A 17,050-nucleotide genomic window follows, 5' to 3' on the forward strand; every position below is an offset into this window, starting at 1 on the left:
ACAACTAGAACAATTAGGGTCAGAGTAAGATTAAATAAACTTAATTTTTTGAAATATTAAATTAGGGACAGAGTGAATATCGGGCGGAATTTGAACTTATCGTTCGCTATAGCGCAAGATCGTCCAACGGCATGGGTAACACAAGCATGAATAGCGCGGTACTACCGCTTTAAAAACTTACACAATCGGCGCTATTTTAAACGGGCGTCCTCGCCTTGCCGGCCGCACACGCTGATTGCATTGTTGTTCCAACCGGAATTTGAAAGCTTCGGATCCGAGCACCCAGCCTTTGCCTACTGCCTTGATCAAGCCGTCATCCCACGGAATAGTGAGCGCTTGCTGCGCCAGTTCTTTATAGGTCGCCTCACGATCAAATGGGGTATTTCCTAAGGCCCAGTAAAGAGGGTGGTCCGAAATCAACGGATCCGGCTTGATGCCGACGTGATGTAAATAGCTGGACCAGGGAAACTCGCCCAAAGTCTCCACCAGACCGTCATGTACCGGGTAGCAATCAATTGCCAGACTGCACTTCATCAAGTATTGCTCGGGATCGATTACCGCGGCTTTATAACGCCCCTGCCAAAGCGTACCAACACGCACATATTTCTGATTAAAGTAAGGGACATAGTAGCGTCCTACCCATTGCATCATGCGCGCCAATCCTTCTGCATCGGAGGGCGTGGCGAGCAACTGGATCTGATTGCCCATTAAAAGGTAAGCATGAATCGCCACCTTGAACTGCCGTGCGGCAGTTCGCAACCAGTTATAAAAAGTTAAATAATCGTGATTATCGCGGAAGATCAATTGCTGATCGATGCCGCGCTGGATCAGATAATGGGGGGAATTAGGAACGACCAGACGAGCGAGGCGAGCCATATAAGACAGGATTTCGGGTTAAAGACGTTAATTTTATCCGAATTATCGACTCTGACCCCAATTAATTATATGGCTCTCGCAGGTACATGTTTTCGCGCCTTTTGCGCTCCTCCCATCCAGAAATCTAATTAGCAGAAAGCAATCGTTTAAATTCACCGCTATTGATTAATTGCTTAAGTTCGTTAGCCCCACCGATCAACGTGCCGCGTACGAAAACCATCGGTAAAGTGCCCCATCCGGTCCACATTTTAAGAGCGTTACGACGACGCCAGCCACTTAGGTAACTGCCATACTCCAGATATTCGTAAGGCGTACCCAGCGCATCGAGTGCTTTACGTGCCTTGCGCGGAAAGGGGTTCTGGGCCATGCCGACCACGACCACAGAATGCGCTGCTAACGCTGCCTGGACTTCGCGCACGATATCGGCATTCTCGCTAGATATTTTGTCGCGAATAGCGGGATGAATGTCCGATTCACCTAGAATACTTCGGCCCATTTATAACTCCTTGAGGTGTGAAATCATTCTAAAAAAAGCACATAGAAACGGAAAATATGGCGTAATAAGTTGTGCGACGGCATTGGCAATTCTGTTGTTATTTGTAAAAAAGTCAAAGTATGAACTCGGCCGCACCGCCTGCCGAATGGGAGTTAAGACTATAATTTGATGAAGAGGGCTTCGACCTTCTCCCGCGCCCAAGGGGTTTTTCTGAGAAATTTCAGACTGGATTTGATACTTGGGTCGCTCTGAAAGCAGCGGATATCAATTAGCTGTCCTAATTTTTCCCATCCATAGTGATCCACCAAAGCGATCAATAGGTTTTCGAGGGTAATACCGTGCAGTGGATTTTGAGCGTTTTCTTGAGACATAGTGGCTTTTGGTAGAACTGTAGGAATAGCACGCCGCGGTGTACTAACAGCAAAAACGCCGTGCTTAACGGCGTGCTTAGATACTTCCGAACGCCACATCAAAAGCGACTTCGAAAGAATGTTCGAATTAAAGGCTTAACCTGATCCGCCGCACAATTATTCAATTTTAGGAATGCTTTTGTCAATGTAATATGAACCTGAATATACGCTTCTGCCGCACCCAACTTACATTTTACGAAATCACTCTACCTTACGTGAATCACAACATGACCCAAGAGGCCACCACCGTTGGCCAAACAGCCGCCGTGATTGCAGGCCCCCCCCAATTGCTGGTCGAACATCTGAGAAAAGCCCTGCGAACCACCGAAGTTGTCGTTGCTGAAATCAACACTGATTATTTGGACATTCGGGGCATTCGCGTAACAAGCATGGCAATGCGGTACCGGGGCGCCAAATAATGACCACTGCTACATTCACCGCAGGACTTTCACCGGCGGAAATGCGTAAAGAGGCATGGCGGGTCGCCGTATGTGGTGCGCTGGCGTTAGCTGTCGCCATGGGAATCGGGCGTTTTGCTTTCACCCCGTTGCTCCCGATTATGTTGAACGATGGCGTGGTTAACCTGACTTCCGGCGGCTGGCTGGCAACCGCGAACTATGTCGGCTATTTTATCGGGGCAATGCTCTGCGTGATATTGCGTGGCAGCCCGACCCATTTTATACGCGTCGGACTAATCGCCACCGTGCTGCTAACGCTCGGCATGGGCCTGTCAAACGCACCCGATCTACGCCTGCTGATTCTATTGCGGACGCTATCCGGCATCACCAGTTCGCTCGTATTTGTGTTCGCATCCGGCTGGTGTTTGCAGCGCTTATCACAACTGCGCGCGCCGGCCTTGGGTGGCGTCATTTACTGCGGCCCCGGTATCGGCATTTTGATTACCGGCTTACCTGCCAGTACAATGGTCGCGCACAATTGGTCAGCAGCACAGGGCTGGCTACTTTTTAGTCTGCTTGCGCTGTTACTTAGCGCTAGCGTCTGGCGCACTTTTTCCGGGTCCGCCAACACATCAGCGCCATTCGCTGAAATTAGCCATCAGGCAGAACCGCTTCAGGTCAGGCGCCAGGCCATTGAATTAGTACTGATCTACGGGGTCGGTGGATTTGGTTACATTATCACCGCTACCTTTCTGCCAGTGATTGCCCGGCAAGCGTTGCCCGGTACACATTGGCCCGATTTGCTCTGGCCACTGTTCGGGATCGGCGTTGCGTTCGGTGCGCTGTTGGCCACACGCATTCCTGAGCGTTACGACAACCGCTTGTTACTCGCGATTTGTTACGTGCTGCAAGCGATCGGTGTGATGATGGGAACCGTATTACCAACAGCATCCGGTTTTGCGCTGGGTTGCCTGTTGCTTGGGCTGCCATTTACCGCCATCACCTTATTTGCGATGCGCGAAGCGCGCCGTCTGTATGGTGATCACGCGCGTAGCCTTATGGGATGGCTGACCGCCGTGTACGCGTTAGGACAAATTATCGGGCCTCCTCTTGCCACCTATCTGGTGAAGCGCACCGGGTCGTTCACGGCATCGCTTAGCGTCGCGGCCTTGTCGTTGCTCGCCGGTGCATTCTTGTTTGGATTGATGGTCAGAAAGAGCCGGAGGATGCAATTCAACGCCGTCGCTTAAAATAAAAATCCTGGCAAAACCATCTGCCAGGATTTTTTGTTTCATCTCCAGGATTACCAAGGCGACCAGCGTCGCTATTTTCTATCCCTGATTTTCATTTTCTATCAGGACAAATCGTTGCGTAATTTTCCCGTCGCGTTCAACTTCTTCAAAAAAAACCGACCGCGGTCGAGTCCAGATCGAACCATTCGCCGCGCGATAAACGATCATTGTGATCGACGGATCAGACTCTAGCGTAGCCTCACAAACGAAGTCGTAAATACCGCCTTTAAAGTGCCGATACTGCATTGCGTTCCTTCACACATGTTAGGCTTCAATTCAACATTCAGGTGTGCTTTAAAGCGAAGATTATCAACGGAATGCCGGCTCACTAAAGCTACGCAGCTTACGGCTATGCAGTTGCTCAACACCTTGATTGCGCAATAATTCCAACGCTTTAATACCAATTTTCAGATGCTGATTGACCCGTTGTTCATAGAACCGATTTGCCATCCCCGGCAATTTTATTTCGCCGTGCAAGGGTTTATCGGAGACACATAACAAGGTTCCATACGGTACCCGAAAACGAAAGCCATTCGCCGCGACGGTGGCGCTTTCCATATCCAGGGCGATGCTGCGGCTTTGGTTAAAGCGCAACAGTGGCACTCTGTGATCGCGCAGTTCCCAGTTACGATCATCCACCGATGCCACGGTACCGGTCCGCATGATGCGCTTAAGCTCGTAGCCTTCCAGTTGCGTGATATGCGCCACGGCGTCTTGTAAAGCTAGCTGGACTTCGGCCAGCGCTGGAATCGGCACCCACAGCGGCAAGTCGTCATCAAGGACATGATCGTCCCGCACATACGCATGTGCCAATACATAATCACCCATGCGCTGCGATGCCGCCAATCCTGCACAATGTCCCAACATAATCCAGCCATGTGGTCGCAATACCGCGACGTGGTCGGTAATGGTCTTGGCATTGGACGGCCCGACACCGATATTGATTAACGTAATCCCGGTGCCATCAGCGCGTTGTAAATGGTACGCTGGCATTTGCGGCTGGCGCGCAGGTGCGATGCCCGTAATCGTCCGATCCGAAGGCAAGTCGTCCAGATTGGCGTTCCACGTCGTCAGATCACCCGGCTCGACAAACGCGGTGTATTGCTGGCGGTAGGCACGGGCCTCAGGATCGCTGGTCACTTGCATCAGCTCGCGTCCCATGCGAATAAATTCATCGACATAAAAAGCGTAGTTGGTAAACAACACGTAACGTTGAAAGCGATCCGGCGAGGTGGCGGTGTAATGCTTTAATCGATGCAATGAATAGTCGATACGCGGCGCATTGAACAGCGCCAGCGGATGCGGCTCGCCCGCTTGCGGTTGATAGGTGCCATTGACGATACGATCATCCATCGTTGCCAGATCGGGCAAATCGAATACGTCGGGAAGATGGCGCAGATGTTCCGGGTCCAGATTGCCCTCGACATGGATGCCTTCAGAGAACGCAAAATGTACAGGGATAGGCAACTCACTGACGCCAATTTCCAGAGGCACGTCGTGATTATCACGCAACAGTTTGAACTGACTGATCAGATAATTTGTATAGAGCATCGGGCGGGTCAACGTGGTCTGATAAACCCCGGGTCCGGCCACAAAACCAAATGACTGGCGGGTGTCCGCGCGCGTATTGATTTCGGTCGTAATGCGTACAAATGGATAGCAGGCGCGTACGCGCCCCGGCAACACTTCACCACCGGAAAAACGCTTGAAAGCATCTCGCAACAAGGCGGTGTTTTGTTCATAGATCGCGCACACGCGTTCAACTGCGGCTTGTGGGTCGGTAAACTTTTCAGTTTTGAACATGGCTTCTCCCTGTGTATCTGAGTACTCGGACAGGTCAAAAAAAAATTGCCTGGACACTGGCGTGACCGAACGAAGCAGATTCGATCCACCTGTCTTTTATTCTACTGGGATTGCGGTTAATCTGACAGCACCGGTGCGCTTAAAAGCGAATAAATTGAGAGGAATAGTCAAATGTCTAATCCAGCTATGCACTGCGGATGAAAAAAAGCTTAAAAATGTGCTGTGCAATAGGTCGCCTGAGATCACCCTATCAAGTCAACGAAAGAGCCCATTCGGCTGCCTTTCGTGCATGAATGCCAGCAGTATCAAACAGTGGCACTTGTGCATCATCTGAACCGACCAGTAGCGATATCTCGGTACAGCCGAGAATAATTGCTTGCGCTCCCTGCGCCACTAACGCGGCCATGACTCTGCGATACTCGGCACGTGAGTGGGCATTGATCTGCCCCAGACAAAGTTCTTCATAGATAATCCGATGGATGATCTCGCGGTCTTCAGGCTTCGGTATCAATACTTTAAGCCCATGCTGTTCACGCAGTCGTTCGCGGTAAAAATCCTGCTCCATGGTGAAGCGCGTACCGAGCAAGCCGACCGTCGAAAACCCCGCCTGTTTAATCTCGCTGGCGGTTGGATCAGCAATATGAAACAACGGAATATCGACCGCTGCCTCAATAGCCGGGCTAATCTTATGCATCGTGTTTGTGCACAGAACCAAAAAATCCGCGCCCGCCAATTCAAGCGAACGCGCCGCACCAGCGAGCATTGTTCCGGCCGCCTCCCAGTCGCCAGCGTGCTGCAGTCGCTCGATGTCGTGAAAATCGATACTATATAAAATGATCCTGGCTGAGTGCAGACCGCCCAGACGCGCTTTGACGGTCTCGTTAATCTGACGATAATACGGCACGGTCGATTCCCAACTCATGCCGCCGATAAGACCGATGGTTTTCAATACAACTCCTGAAGTCCAAAAGACGTTGTTCCGGCATTACTGTTCCGATGCAAGCCGGTGCACACCGGTTCAAGCCAAAATACCCCCAAAATACCTCGATACACGCCGGTACACATTAATGCTGAGGGATGGACGCTCTGAGTAGAAACAGCTATTGCATAAAGTCGTATTGACCGCCTCTTTCGATTGCCCGCAAATAAGCTGGCCGGGCATGAATCCGCTGCAGATAAGCCATCAGGTGCGGGCGCGTATTATTCAAGCCAGCGCGCATGTGCGCGGCTTCCAGAGGAAAGCTCATTTGTATGTCGGCTGCACTGAAATGTTCACCAGCAAACCACGTGCTTTTCCCTAACTCAGCTTCCATGAAATTTAAATGCGTGACGAGTTGCGGATCGATATAACTTTTTTGCACGCCGCCGGCTATCAAGCGGGCGAAGGGCCGCAGGAACGCTGGCATTGGCGGCTGCGGAAGGCGACCGAAAATCAACTTCATTAGCAACGGCGGCATGGCAGAACCTTCTGCATAGTGCAGCCAATAGGTGTAACGCTGATGGTCTTTACTGCCGATTGGCGGCATCAGCCGTCCATCACCGTATTTTTGTATCAGGTACTCAATGATCGCACCCGATTCGGCGACCGTGCTATCGCCATCCGTTATCACCGGCGACTTCCCCAAGGGATGTATGGCGCGCAGCGATGCAGGAGCCAACATCGTTTTAGGATCGCGCTGATAGCGTTTTACTTCATATTCCAGGGCAAGTTCCTCAAGCAACCAAAGCACCCGCTGTGAACGTGAATTATTCAAATGATGCACAGTAATCATGGCCGGGAGTTCCTGTGAAGTTGCGACAAGGCGTCGCCTGGTGAATCGATCTGCTGATTATGCCATTGGAATGACTGTTTAAGATGCACTTCTCGCCGCATACACGCTGCAAAACTTCGCTCGCTGGCGCGCGTAAGTTCTATAATAAAAATCGGTGTGGTCGCGCCACCGGTTCGACAATGACAAACCAGAAAATAAAAAAAGGAGAACACCATGTTGATCGACGTTGAAAAATCAACTTTGCTTTTAGTGGATTTCCAGTCGCGGTTGATGCCCGCGATCCATCAAGGGGAAAGCGTCGTAGCGCAAGCGGTGCGACTGGGGCGGATAGCACAACTACTCAACGTTCCCATTATTGGAACAGAACAAAATCCCGCCAAGCTGGGCGGGAATGAAGATGCCATCAAGCAATTGTGTCAGACAACCGTCAACAAGGTGCATTTCAATGCTTGCGCTGATGGATTGCTGGGTGTTTTGCCACGCCCACGGCGGCAGATTATCATCGCAGGTTGCGAGGCGCATGTTTGCATGTTGCAAACTGCACACGGGCTTTTAGCCCATGGATTTGTGGTGCGGGTAGTGGTTGACGCAGTCGGTTCGCGCCGTGAAAGTGACCGCGACGCCGCGCTAACGCGACTTCAGCAGGCGGGAGCACAGCTTGTCACCGTTGAAATGGTCGCCTTCGAATGGGTCCGTAACAGCGAGCATCCGGCTTTTCGCCAGATCTTGCAGTTAATCAAGTAGCTTCATCACGTCATTACATACCGTGGTGAAATGTCGCCTTAACGTCGACCAAAGAATTCCAGCATCAGGAACTCCTGAAGCGCCTGAGCGTCGGTTTCTCGCGCCGAAAGCGTGATCACCCGACCCAAGCGTTGCGAGTCCCATTGAAAGTCGCCAGGATAGCGCTTGCGAATGAGCGCGATCATGCTTTTTATAATCGCGACATTAATATCGCCATTCAGGCCTGCGTCGACCTCGATCGTCTGGCGGCGACTTTCCCGGGCGGTGGCGCCCCACCCACGGAACACGTATTGCGCTACCCGCGGACCTTTACTAATAATCTGGAAAATCCCACCGCCGCCTTCGCCCTGGCGTGCCAAAAATTGTATATTGGCTTTAGCGACAGAATTATCGGCTGGTGCGTTACTTGCTATTGGCGCTCCTGGATCGGGATCAGGGCGCCCCTCTGCTTCTGCTTCAGCGCGACGACGGTCACGGGCGGCGTTAAGCATCGTGCTCATGTCCATTTCCGGTGGCGCTGGTTTAATTGAATCGTTCGGCGTTGCCTGTATTGGTGAGGGCGCAGGCGAAATCCGTGCAGTCTGCGTCGGGCGCGTTGGTTTGCGTACCGGACGAGCCGCAACTTTGGGGGGTGTTTTAGGTCGAACCACCGGCTTTGCGGGCGGATGCGGTAATACCTTGGGCTGCGGCAACGAGACCACGCGGGCAGGTGTGTCCTGCTTACTTTTAATAAGAGAAACAACCAAGGGTGCTGCATCCGGTTTTAACGGCGGCACCACATCGTCAATCTGGAACCATGCTAGCGTGAATAGGCCCACATGAAGTAAAACCGACAAGGCAATACCAATCACTGTCCTGCGCCGTGCACGTACCTTAAGCGGATTGATAGGTTGCGTTGTTTTTTTACTCATTTTACCAAAGGTGGCCAAATCCCGTACTGGAACTTAACGAATGTTATATGACATGATTAAAACAATCCGAAAACCGGATTTTAAACAATTCACCTAATTTGTTCACGATAAATTGTGAAACATGGTGTAGTTTTCTGATGCGTGGCCAGATCGGAAGAAAAAAGGCAGGAAATCAGGATCGCGCGGACATGATAGTAGCAGAGGAAAGTCAGGAAAAAATTCGATCGAGGGATTGGTATCCAAATAAGTTTGTATCAAATTGTCACAATCGATACTTATACAGCGATTAACTATTTTTGATTTCTTCAGACCTGCTATTCCAGCACCTTTAAACCATGCTTTGAAGCAAGCATGGACTAGCCCTGAACACGCCCGTCAGTATACGCTGCTGATGGGATGGGGCAATCTGGGTCGAACTTACCTACGCTTTGCTTAAACGCTGGAAATTAAAAAGGTCGCGAGACGACAATCCGCCCTAAATGAACGTTATGAAACTCGGAGGATGATGAACGATAGTAAATGGGAAGCAACCCGGATGCAAGTTGCTTCCAGCCCGGATCAATTCGCCGACTGCCCTGCCAGCGACATGGCGAGCACTCTCGCCACATGCAACGCTTTACTTTCTGTTCCGTCGTGAATCTGATGGCGGCAGCTGGTGCCGTCCGCAACAATGATTGCATCCTTACCAGCCTTGCGCACCGCAGGGAGTAACGCCAATTCCGCCATCGCCAGCGATGCGTCGTAGTGCTCCGCTTCGTATCCAAAGCTGCCAGCCATACCGCAACAAGACGACTCGACCACCGACATTTGTATCTCAGGAATCCAGCCCAATACTGCCTGCACCGGACTAAAAGCATCGAACGCCTTTTGATGGCAATGGCCGTGCAGCAAAACTTTATTCGCAGGTAGTGGTTTGAGATCGAGCGTCAAGCGTCCGGCTTTCTTTTCCTTTACCAAAAATTCTTCGAGCAAATACGCTGCACGCGATAACTTCTCGGCTTCTTCGCCGTACCCATAACTCAGAAATTCGTCTCGCAGCGTCAATAAACAAGAAGGCTCCAGACCGACCACGGGCACGCCCCGATTCACAAACGGCATCAACGCATCCAGACTGCGACGGGCTTCGGCCTTGGCCTCCTCCACTAGTCCTGCAGACAGATAAGTCCGGCCACAACATAAGGGCCGCTGACCGGGGCTAACATTAAAATGCACCGTATAGCCGGCAGCTTCCAGCACCTGTTGCGCGGCGACAGCGTTCTCCGACTCCATATAGTTATTAAATGTATCGACAAACAGGAGAACTTCCCTGATTGGGTTCACATTTTGAGCAAGAGATCTTTTGCCCGCCAAAAACGACTTTCGGAAGCGCGGAAAGGCCCGTTGCGGTGCCAACCCCAGCGAACTTTTTATCCATCCGGAAACCAGGGGAATCCGCTCTGCCAGCGCCAGCGCGGCGCCGACTGTTCCCATATAAGGGGCATATCTCGGCATAAAGGCGATCAGCCGGTCACGCAGCTTTAAGCCGTGCTTGTTACGCCATGCAGCGCGGGCCTCTATTTTGATCTTCGCCATGTCGACGCCGGTAGGACAATCGCGCTTACATCCCTTGCAGGAGACGCACAGGTCTAATACGTCTTTCACTTCCTCGCTGGCAAGGCCATCCTGACCCAGTTGTCCAGACATTGCCAGACGCAACGTGTTCGCCCGGCCACGGGTAACGTGCTTTTCATCCTTGGTAATCCGGTAGCTCGGGCACATGGTTCCTGCGTCGAATTTCCGACAATGGCCATTGTTATTACACATCTCCACGACCTTGGCCAGCCCGCCGGTGCGGTCGTCGCCGCTGCCGGGTGCGCTCTCCTCCCCGGTTAACGGATCGCGGATAACGTTCCATGGCGACCAGTCGAGCGCGGGAACCAGAGACAATTCACGATAACCGGGCGCATAACGAAAATTGCTGCGTTCGTCCATCTTTGGCGGACGAACGATTTTGTCTGGATTAAAGCGATTTTCCGGATCGAACAAATCCTTTATTTCAGAAAATGCGGCGTTTATTCTCGGGCCGTATTGCCAGGCCACCCACTCCCCGCGACACAACCCATCGCCATGCTCACCGGAATAAGCGCCTTTATATTTCCTGACCAAAACAGCAGCGGCTTCAGCAATTTCGCGCATGTCCTTGGCACCTTCCCGGCGCATATCCAGAATCGGACGTACGTGCAACGTGCCGACACTGGCATGCGCGTACCAGGTGCCTTCGGTGCCATACCGATGAAAAACCTCGGTGAGTTGACTGGTGTACTCGGCCAGATGTTCGAGCGGCACCGCGCAGTCTTCAATGAAGGAGACCGGCTTACCATCGCCCTTCATGCTCATCATAATATTTAACCCGGCTTTACGGACTTCCCATAATGCCTTTTGTTCACCCGCCTGAGACATCTGCACAACCGAATCGGGTAAATGCAGATCGCTCATCAGCTCCGTCAGCGCGGCCAGTTTTTTTCGCTGTTCATCCAGATTTTCACCCGAAAACTCGACCAGCAGAATGGCAGCAGGCTTGCCGATCAACGCTTTTTCTATCACCGGCCGGAAGGCGGGATTGCTGATCGCCAGTTCGATCATTGTACGATCCACCAGTTCTACTGCGGTTGGACCGAGTTTGACGATGTGCTGCGCCATATCCATCGCTTGATAAAAGGTCGGAAAATTCACCACGCCCAGCACTTTGTGCTCCGGTATCGGTAGCAAAGCCAATGTCATCTGGCGGGTATAGGCCAGCGTACCTTCCGACCCCACCAATATCTGCGCCAGGTTGGCCATTCCGTCGTCCGTGTAAGCACGCGGATTCTGGCAATCGAAGATGTCGATGTTATAGCCGGCGACCCGCCGCAAGACTTTTGGAGTCCGCTCAATAATTTCGTCTCGCTCGCGCAAAGCAATCCGCTGTAGCCCCTGCACGATCTCATGCAAACGACCGCTATCTGCCATCTGATCGAGGCGTCCAAAGCGACCTTGCACGCCGTCAGCGAGTACCGCATCGATTGCCAGCACGTTATGCACCATGTTGCCGTATTCAATCGAGCGCGAACCACAGGAATTATTTCCGGCCATTCCGCCCAACGTGCATTGCGCAGCAGTCGAGACATCGACCGGAAACCAGAGACCGTGCGGTTTCAACCAGGCGTTCAGGTGATCGAGAACAATACCCGGCTCAACCGTCACGGTGCGCGCTTCCAGATCGAAATCGATCACGTTATTGAGCCATTTGCTGTTATCAATAACCAGTGCTTCGCCCACGGTTTGCCCGCATTGGCTAGTGCCAGCACCACGCGCCAGGATCGGCGTCCCATGACTACGTGCAATATCCAACGCCAAAAGGAGATCATTCTGGTCGCGCGGCACCACGACCCCGAGCGGCATCATCTGATAAATCGATGCGTCCGTGGCGTATCTGCCGCGGTCGGCTTTCCCAAACAAAACATCGCCGCGCATTTCACGCTTTAAGAGACTCGCAATAGCTGAACTGTTGCCGCCACCGGGCGGAGCAAGAAAAATAGGCTTAACCAACATAACTGCACCCCGTGGTGGATAGAGAAAAAACGCAAAAGCAAAAGCAAACGCAAAGCGACGTGATGGATGTTCACTGAAGACCGCTTAAGTGGCCGCTTATATGGTCGCTTATATGGCCACTTAAGTCAGTTCGAAATTGACCGCGGGTAGTCCGGTAATTTCACCAAGGACAGTACCGCCATGTGTGGGAAAATCGACGCCGGTATACGATCCTGTGGTGACAACGGTCCCTGCCAGCAGCGTCAGTCTTTTCTGACTGCAATGGTTGACCAGCCAACATAACAATCGCCGCGGGTCGCCGGCAGGATTGCGGCCGATGCCATTGAATATCGGACCACCGTTAATACGCAGATCTACCTGCGGTTCCAAATAGTTGAAATCGCTGCGATACGGGACCATCTTGCCAATTACTAACGCACCATGATTTTGCAGGTCCGCAAGCTGAATTAGCTTGGGCGCCTCGCGCCAACCCTCCACTCGACTCGATACCAGCTCAATCGCAGCGCCGAAGCTGGCAATACTTTCGGCCACTTCTTGCTCTGAAATCGGACCGGATCGCGGCAAGAAATCTTTATTGAACGTGAAGAAAATTTCCAGTTCGAGACCTAATACCGGGTAGGCACTACGCTCAATCGAAACAGACGTTACATGGACTCGCGGTAGCGGCAGAGGTGCGCCCTGAATCGGTCCGGTCTCAGACTTCGCACCGATTTTCCAGCCACCGGTGGTGAAATTGCAGTTCTTCAAAAACCGCTGCTGAACGTCGTAGGCAATATCACTGTTCTCCGGCTCCAGCGTCGCTGGCACCGAGGTTGTTGTATTACCTTTATAGGCAACACTTAGCATATCGGCCAACGCAGTCAAATTAGCCAAATTGGTCAAAGATGATGCAGTCATAAAATTCTCTCGGTTTCCGGTTTGAATGGCGCTGTGCAGGTCAACCTCAACGGGTCAATTGCTTACTGAGCCATCTGCCCCAAGGGCGGCCTATATTGTCGCCTGATTGCGGCGCGATCGTGGACTTATTGTCGACATATCGCCAAGAATCCGCATCTTAAATTCACCGAATCGCATTACAGGCGTTAATTCCACCGGTAATTACACACGTAATTTAGTTCCTTTAGAGCCCATGGAGGGTGCGATCCCATCGCCGCCCGTAAATTTGGCATCCGGCTGCATGCGAAACGCCAACACAACACCGAACGCCATCAGGATCATGCTGCCAACGAATGGCAATTCCCAGCTACCAAAGCGATCAATCAGATAACCCGACAATACCGGCGAAATGATGGCGGCTAATGCTGAACCTGTGTTCATCATCCCGCTGGCCGTGCCAGCCGATTCAGGAGCGATATCCATTGGAATGGCCCACATCGGCCCGATGGTCATTTCGGCAAAAAAGAAACCCGCGCTGAGACAGACGATGGAGACGTAAAGATTATGCGTAAAAATGATGGGCAGCAGCGACAACAACGTCAATAACATGCACACAGACACCATGTAACTCCTGGCGATCTTCAGGTTGCCAGTGCGAATGAGTAACTTATCACTGACTATGCCGCCCAGCGTATCGCCGATAACCCCGGCGAAAAAGACGCTTGATGCAAATATCGCTGACTTCTTCATGTCAAGGTGATAGCTGTGCAAAAAATACTGCGGAATCCAGCTGAGGAACAGCCACAATGTCCAGCCATAACAAAAATAGACAATTGTGACCGGTAACATTCTTTTGAAAAGCGGTCCCCACGGCGTTTTGGTGTTACCTGTTTTGGGCGCAGGCATGGCGGCCAGTTCTTCGGCGGTGATGCGGGCGTGTTTCGCGGGATCTTCAGTGAAGACAAAAGCCCACACGACGACCCAGACCAGGCTTAGTGCGCCACAAATATAAAACGACTCTCTCCAGCCGTATTGCACCATGACAAATACGATCGCGGCGGGGGCTGCTGCGTTACCAATCCGGGCGAATGCGTGCGTAATACCCTGGGCAAAACCGCGCCGCTCTTTCGGAATCCAGCGTGCCATCGCTGATGTCGCCGCGGGAAAGGTAGCCCCTTCGCCCAATCCCAGCAAAAGACGCGCTAGCAGCAGCGAGGTGAGGCCGCCAGCAAAACCGGTAAGTATCGTCGCAATCGCCCACAAAATGCCGCAATAAATGAGCGTGCGCTTGGCTCCGAATTTATCGCTGACCCAACCGCCAATGATTTGAAATACCAGATAAGGATAGGCAAAGGCAGAAAAAACCAGACCGATCTCGGTTTTTGAAAGATTGAATTCTTTCCCGAATCCTGCCGCTGCAGTGCTCACATTCACGCGGTCAAGATAGGTAATGAAGTACATCAGGCAAAGCATGAGAAGCACGACGGTGGTCGCACGAAAACGTAGGTGTTTCAAGGTTGTCTCCAATAGATATTGGTCTTAAGCGAACTATTTACTTCTTCCCGTTTGCCCCACGTCATCTCGGCAACTTTAGGTCAAACGGGTAGCGCCACGGATGTCTATCCCGCTTTCAACATGGATACATTTTTATGCGTGGAGAGATAGTCCATCGCCGCCAGCACGCCACTGCCAGCCAAAGGTATACCTGCAAGTTTCAGCCCCATTTCGCAACCGGAAAGCGTCGCCATCAACGTCAGGTCATTCGCTTCGCCTAGATGGCCGATACGGAACATGCGCCCTTTCATCTTGCCAAGACCGGTGCCAAGTGACATGTCAAAGTTTTCATAGATCGTCTTGCGAATCGCATCCGCATCGAATCCCGGCGGCGTCATCACGCCTGTCAATACGGGGGAATAGACGGCCGGATCGGCACATTGCACCTCAAGTCCCCACGCGTGCACCGCGGCGCGACAAGCCGCCGCCAGGCGTTGATGGCGGGCGAAGACATTCTCCAGACCCTCACCTAAAATCATGTCCAGTGCCTCGGACAAAGCATATAAAAGATTGGTGTTTGGGGTGTAAGGCCAATAGCCGGTTGCGTTCATCTCGATGATGTCGGTCCAGTCCCAAAACGCCCGTGGCAGCGTGGCTTGCTTTCCCGCCGCAATGGCTTTTTTCGAGACCGCGTTAAAGCTGATACCAGGCGGCAGCATCAAGCCTTTTTGTGAACCCGAAATGGTCACGTCAACGCCCCATTCATCGTGGCGATAATCGGCCGAAGCCAAACCCGAAATAGTATCGACCAGAAGCAATGCTGGATGACCCGCAGCATCAATTGCTTTGCGTACCGCGGCAATATTGGAAGTCACGCCGGTAGATGTTTCGTTGTGGACTACGCACACTGCTTTGATAATGTGTTGCGTGTCCCTGCGCAGACGCTCTTCGATCACATCTGCCTGGACCCCGAGTCGCCAGCCCTCTACCCCCGGCAGTCCGAGAAACTCGGGCTTCAGCCCGAGCGCTTCGGCCATTTTCTTCCAGAGCGTCGCAAAATGGCCCGTTTCATACATTAATACCGTGTCACCGGCGCTGAGCGTATTCGTCAATGCGGCTTCCCATGCGCCGGTCCCGGACGCCGGGTAAATGATGACGGGTTGCTCGGTTTTAAAAATCTTCTTGATGCCCGCCAATACCTGCAATCCCAATGCGCCAAATTCAGGACCGCGATGATCGATGGTTGGATAGCTCATGGCCCGCAAAATGCGATCCGGAACCGGACTCGGGCCAGGGATTTGCAAAAAATGACGACCGGCTGGATGGAAATCAAGTGTTAACATGTCTACCTCAAAGTATTTTGAATTTTGAATACAAAATACTTTAGCAGTCGAAATACAAATCGTAAAGAAGATTTTTATTCTGCTTGAAAGAAATTTATGAAATTATTGGCATAAAAAGCAACATTTAGCCACTTATAGCAGGCAATATTAAGTAGTACGCCACTTTCGTCCTCCGTAGCAGCGAGACGTTTTTTTGCCTTGCCTTCACTTGATGCTAGAATTACGGCATAGAAAACAGGATTTTTGAATGAAAAATACAATCGACGACGAAATTGCCTCACCAAACCGCCCGACGCTACCGAAACTGGAACGTCAACGCTTGCACGATACGGTGGTTGAGCATTTACGTAATCTGATCGTTGAGGCGATCCTGGTTCCCGGTATGAAGCTCAACGAACGAGAGCTCTGCGAAACCTTGGGCATATCTCGCACGCCCCTGCGTGAAGCGATGAAAGTGCTAGCTGCAGAAGGCTTGATTGAGATATTTCCTAATCGCGGTGCGTCGGTATCAAAAATGACGGAAAGCGAAATCTGGGAAACATTCGAGTTGATGAGCGGTATCGAGGCCTTCTCGGGAGAGTTGGCATGTGAGCGGATCACCGCGATAGAGCTCGCAGAAATCAAGGCGCTGCATTACGCCATGCTGGCATGCAAAGCACAAAACGACTTGCCGGGTTATTACGTTCGGAATCAAGAGATCCACGACCGCATCAACGATGCTGCAAAAAATTCCGTGCTTAGACAAACCTATCTTGGCCTGAACCGGCGACTGAAAGCATTGCGTTTCAAGTCTAATTTTCAAGCGCAAAAATGGGATAACGCGGCCCACGAGCATGGAGAAATGATTGAGGCGCTCGAAGCACGTGACGGAAAACGCCTGTCATCGGTCTTACGCAGCCATCTCCTCAGTAAACGCGACGCTGTACTAAGCAATCCAGTTATTACTCCATCGCAACCGAATGGCGAGCGCCTCGTGTAATAAGCTTTTCGATGGGCAATGCGCAGACGACCGATATCTGCTGCGCCCCTGACGATCACTGGCTGTCGCTAACCGTCGCTAACCAT

Annotated in this window: 15 protein-coding genes; 3 read left to right on the top strand and 12 right to left on the bottom strand. The window is 51.9% G+C overall.

Features of this window, described 5'->3' with window-relative positions; genetic code table 11:
- Positions 1–177: 177 nt before the first annotated feature.
- From JQN73_RS06245 to JQN73_RS06255, 3 genes are all read right to left on the bottom strand, one after another.
- Positions 178–876, bottom strand: a complete 699-nt coding sequence (locus tag JQN73_RS06245; protein ID WP_205322247.1) for a transposase — start codon at positions 874–876, stop codon at positions 178–180.
- A 124-nt stretch (positions 877–1,000) separates the two neighbouring features.
- Entirely contained in the window at positions 1,001–1,372 is a 372-nt protein-coding gene (locus JQN73_RS06250; protein ID WP_205322248.1) for a glutaredoxin, read from the bottom strand.
- Positions 1,373–1,530: 158 nt separating this feature from the next.
- Positions 1,531–1,743 carry a VF530 family DNA-binding protein gene (locus JQN73_RS06255; protein ID WP_205322249.1) on the bottom strand — a complete coding sequence of 71 codons (213 nt, stop codon included), beginning with the start codon at positions 1,741–1,743 and terminating at the stop codon, positions 1,531–1,533.
- Positions 1,744–2,200: 457 nt separating this feature from the next.
- Between JQN73_RS06255 and JQN73_RS06260 the strand changes: the two genes are divergently transcribed.
- The gene (locus JQN73_RS06260; protein WP_240162452.1) at positions 2,201–3,430 is read left to right on the top strand and encodes a YbfB/YjiJ family MFS transporter; all 1,230 of its coding nucleotides are present in this window, start codon (positions 2,201–2,203) and stop codon (positions 3,428–3,430) included.
- Between the two features lie 81 nt (positions 3,431–3,511).
- On the opposite strand, the gene JQN73_RS06265 is transcribed toward JQN73_RS06260, so the two are convergent.
- The 4 genes from JQN73_RS06265 to JQN73_RS06280 all read right to left on the bottom strand — a co-directional run bounded on the left by JQN73_RS06265 (position 3,512) and on the right by JQN73_RS06280 (position 7,047).
- Positions 3,512–3,718 (bottom strand): DUF1653 domain-containing protein, encoded by a 207-nt coding sequence (locus tag JQN73_RS06265; protein ID WP_205322250.1) that lies wholly within the window; start codon positions 3,716–3,718, stop codon positions 3,512–3,514.
- 63 nt (positions 3,719–3,781) lie between these two features.
- Complete coding sequence (locus JQN73_RS06270; RefSeq protein WP_205322251.1) at positions 3,782–5,275, bottom strand: AMP nucleosidase; 1,494 nt, start codon at positions 5,273–5,275, stop codon at positions 3,782–3,784.
- Between the two features lie 250 nt (positions 5,276–5,525).
- Positions 5,526–6,224: an aspartate/glutamate racemase family protein gene (locus tag JQN73_RS06275; RefSeq protein WP_205322252.1), complete on the bottom strand. Its 699-nt coding sequence runs from the start codon at positions 6,222–6,224 to the stop codon at positions 5,526–5,528.
- A 151-nt stretch (positions 6,225–6,375) separates the two neighbouring features.
- Positions 6,376–7,047, bottom strand: a complete 672-nt coding sequence (locus JQN73_RS06280) for a glutathione S-transferase (protein ID WP_205322253.1) — start codon at positions 7,045–7,047, stop codon at positions 6,376–6,378.
- Positions 7,048–7,260: 213 nt separating this feature from the next.
- On the opposite strand from JQN73_RS06280, the gene JQN73_RS06285 reads away from it, so the two are divergent.
- Complete coding sequence (locus JQN73_RS06285) at positions 7,261–7,791, top strand: isochorismatase family protein (protein WP_205322254.1); 531 nt, start codon at positions 7,261–7,263, stop codon at positions 7,789–7,791.
- A 38-nt stretch (positions 7,792–7,829) separates the two neighbouring features.
- Here JQN73_RS06285 and JQN73_RS22430 read toward each other — a convergent pair whose 3' ends face one another.
- The 5 genes from JQN73_RS22430 to JQN73_RS06310 form a co-directional block, all read right to left on the bottom strand.
- Positions 7,830–8,702 (bottom strand): hypothetical protein, encoded by an 873-nt coding sequence (locus JQN73_RS22430; RefSeq protein ID WP_240162453.1) that lies wholly within the window; start codon positions 8,700–8,702, stop codon positions 7,830–7,832.
- 558 nt (positions 8,703–9,260) lie between these two features.
- Positions 9,261–12,272 (bottom strand): FAD-binding and (Fe-S)-binding domain-containing protein, encoded by a 3,012-nt coding sequence (locus JQN73_RS06295; protein WP_205322255.1) that lies wholly within the window; start codon positions 12,270–12,272, stop codon positions 9,261–9,263.
- 120 nt (positions 12,273–12,392) lie between these two features.
- The gene (locus JQN73_RS06300; protein ID WP_205322256.1) at positions 12,393–13,169 is read right to left on the bottom strand and encodes a fumarylacetoacetate hydrolase family protein; all 777 of its coding nucleotides are present in this window, start codon (positions 13,167–13,169) and stop codon (positions 12,393–12,395) included.
- A 201-nt stretch (positions 13,170–13,370) separates the two neighbouring features.
- Positions 13,371–14,621: an MFS transporter gene (locus tag JQN73_RS06305; RefSeq protein ID WP_205323217.1), complete on the bottom strand. Its 1,251-nt coding sequence runs from the start codon at positions 14,619–14,621 to the stop codon at positions 13,371–13,373.
- 146 nt (positions 14,622–14,767) lie between these two features.
- Positions 14,768–15,985 (bottom strand): alanine--glyoxylate aminotransferase family protein, encoded by a 1,218-nt coding sequence (locus tag JQN73_RS06310; protein WP_205322257.1) that lies wholly within the window; start codon positions 15,983–15,985, stop codon positions 14,768–14,770.
- A gap of 247 nt (positions 15,986–16,232) precedes the next feature.
- Between JQN73_RS06310 and JQN73_RS06315 the strand changes: the two genes are divergently transcribed.
- A complete protein-coding gene (locus JQN73_RS06315; RefSeq protein WP_205322258.1) occupies positions 16,233–16,964 on the top strand; it encodes a GntR family transcriptional regulator in 732 nt (243 codons plus the stop codon).
- Positions 16,965–17,050: the final 86 nt, after the last annotated feature.

The sequence above is a fragment of the Glaciimonas sp. PAMC28666 genome, assembly GCF_016917355.1.
In the GTDB taxonomy this organism is placed as follows: Bacteria; Pseudomonadota; Gammaproteobacteria; order Burkholderiales; family Burkholderiaceae_D; genus Glaciimonas.

What these genes read in the sequence shown, in the direction of transcription:
- JQN73_RS06245 (WP_205322247.1), bottom strand. Translation starts at nt 876, where the DNA reads ATGGCTCGCCTCGCTCGTCTGGTCGTTCCTAATTCCCCCCATTATCTG.
- JQN73_RS06250 (WP_205322248.1), bottom strand. Translation starts at nt 1,372, where the DNA reads ATGGGCCGAAGTATTCTAGGTGAATCGGACATTCATCCCGCTATTCGC.
- JQN73_RS06255 (WP_205322249.1), bottom strand. Translation starts at nt 1,743, where the DNA reads ATGTCTCAAGAAAACGCTCAAAATCCACTGCACGGTATTACCCTCGAA.
- JQN73_RS06260 (WP_240162452.1), top strand. Translation starts at nt 2,201, where the DNA reads ATGACCACTGCTACATTCACCGCAGGACTTTCACCGGCGGAAATGCGT.
- JQN73_RS06265 (WP_205322250.1), bottom strand. Translation starts at nt 3,718, where the DNA reads ATGCAGTATCGGCACTTTAAAGGCGGTATTTACGACTTCGTTTGTGAG.
- JQN73_RS06270 (WP_205322251.1), bottom strand. Translation starts at nt 5,275, where the DNA reads ATGTTCAAAACTGAAAAGTTTACCGACCCACAAGCCGCAGTTGAACGC.
- JQN73_RS06280 (WP_205322253.1), bottom strand. Translation starts at nt 7,047, where the DNA reads ATGATTACTGTGCATCATTTGAATAATTCACGTTCACAGCGGGTGCTT.
- JQN73_RS06285 (WP_205322254.1), top strand. Translation starts at nt 7,261, where the DNA reads ATGTTGATCGACGTTGAAAAATCAACTTTGCTTTTAGTGGATTTCCAG.
- JQN73_RS22430 (WP_240162453.1), bottom strand. Translation starts at nt 8,702, where the DNA reads ATGAGTAAAAAAACAACGCAACCTATCAATCCGCTTAAGGTACGTGCA.
- JQN73_RS06295 (WP_205322255.1), bottom strand. Translation starts at nt 12,272, where the DNA reads ATGTTGGTTAAGCCTATTTTTCTTGCTCCGCCCGGTGGCGGCAACAGT.
- JQN73_RS06300 (WP_205322256.1), bottom strand. Translation starts at nt 13,169, where the DNA reads ATGACTGCATCATCTTTGACCAATTTGGCTAATTTGACTGCGTTGGCC.
- JQN73_RS06305 (WP_205323217.1), bottom strand. Translation starts at nt 14,621, where the DNA reads ATGCTTTGCCTGATGTACTTCATTACCTATCTTGACCGCGTGAATGTG.
- JQN73_RS06310 (WP_205322257.1), bottom strand. Translation starts at nt 15,985, where the DNA reads ATGTTAACACTTGATTTCCATCCAGCCGGTCGTCATTTTTTGCAAATC.
- JQN73_RS06315 (WP_205322258.1), top strand. Translation starts at nt 16,233, where the DNA reads ATGAAAAATACAATCGACGACGAAATTGCCTCACCAAACCGCCCGACG.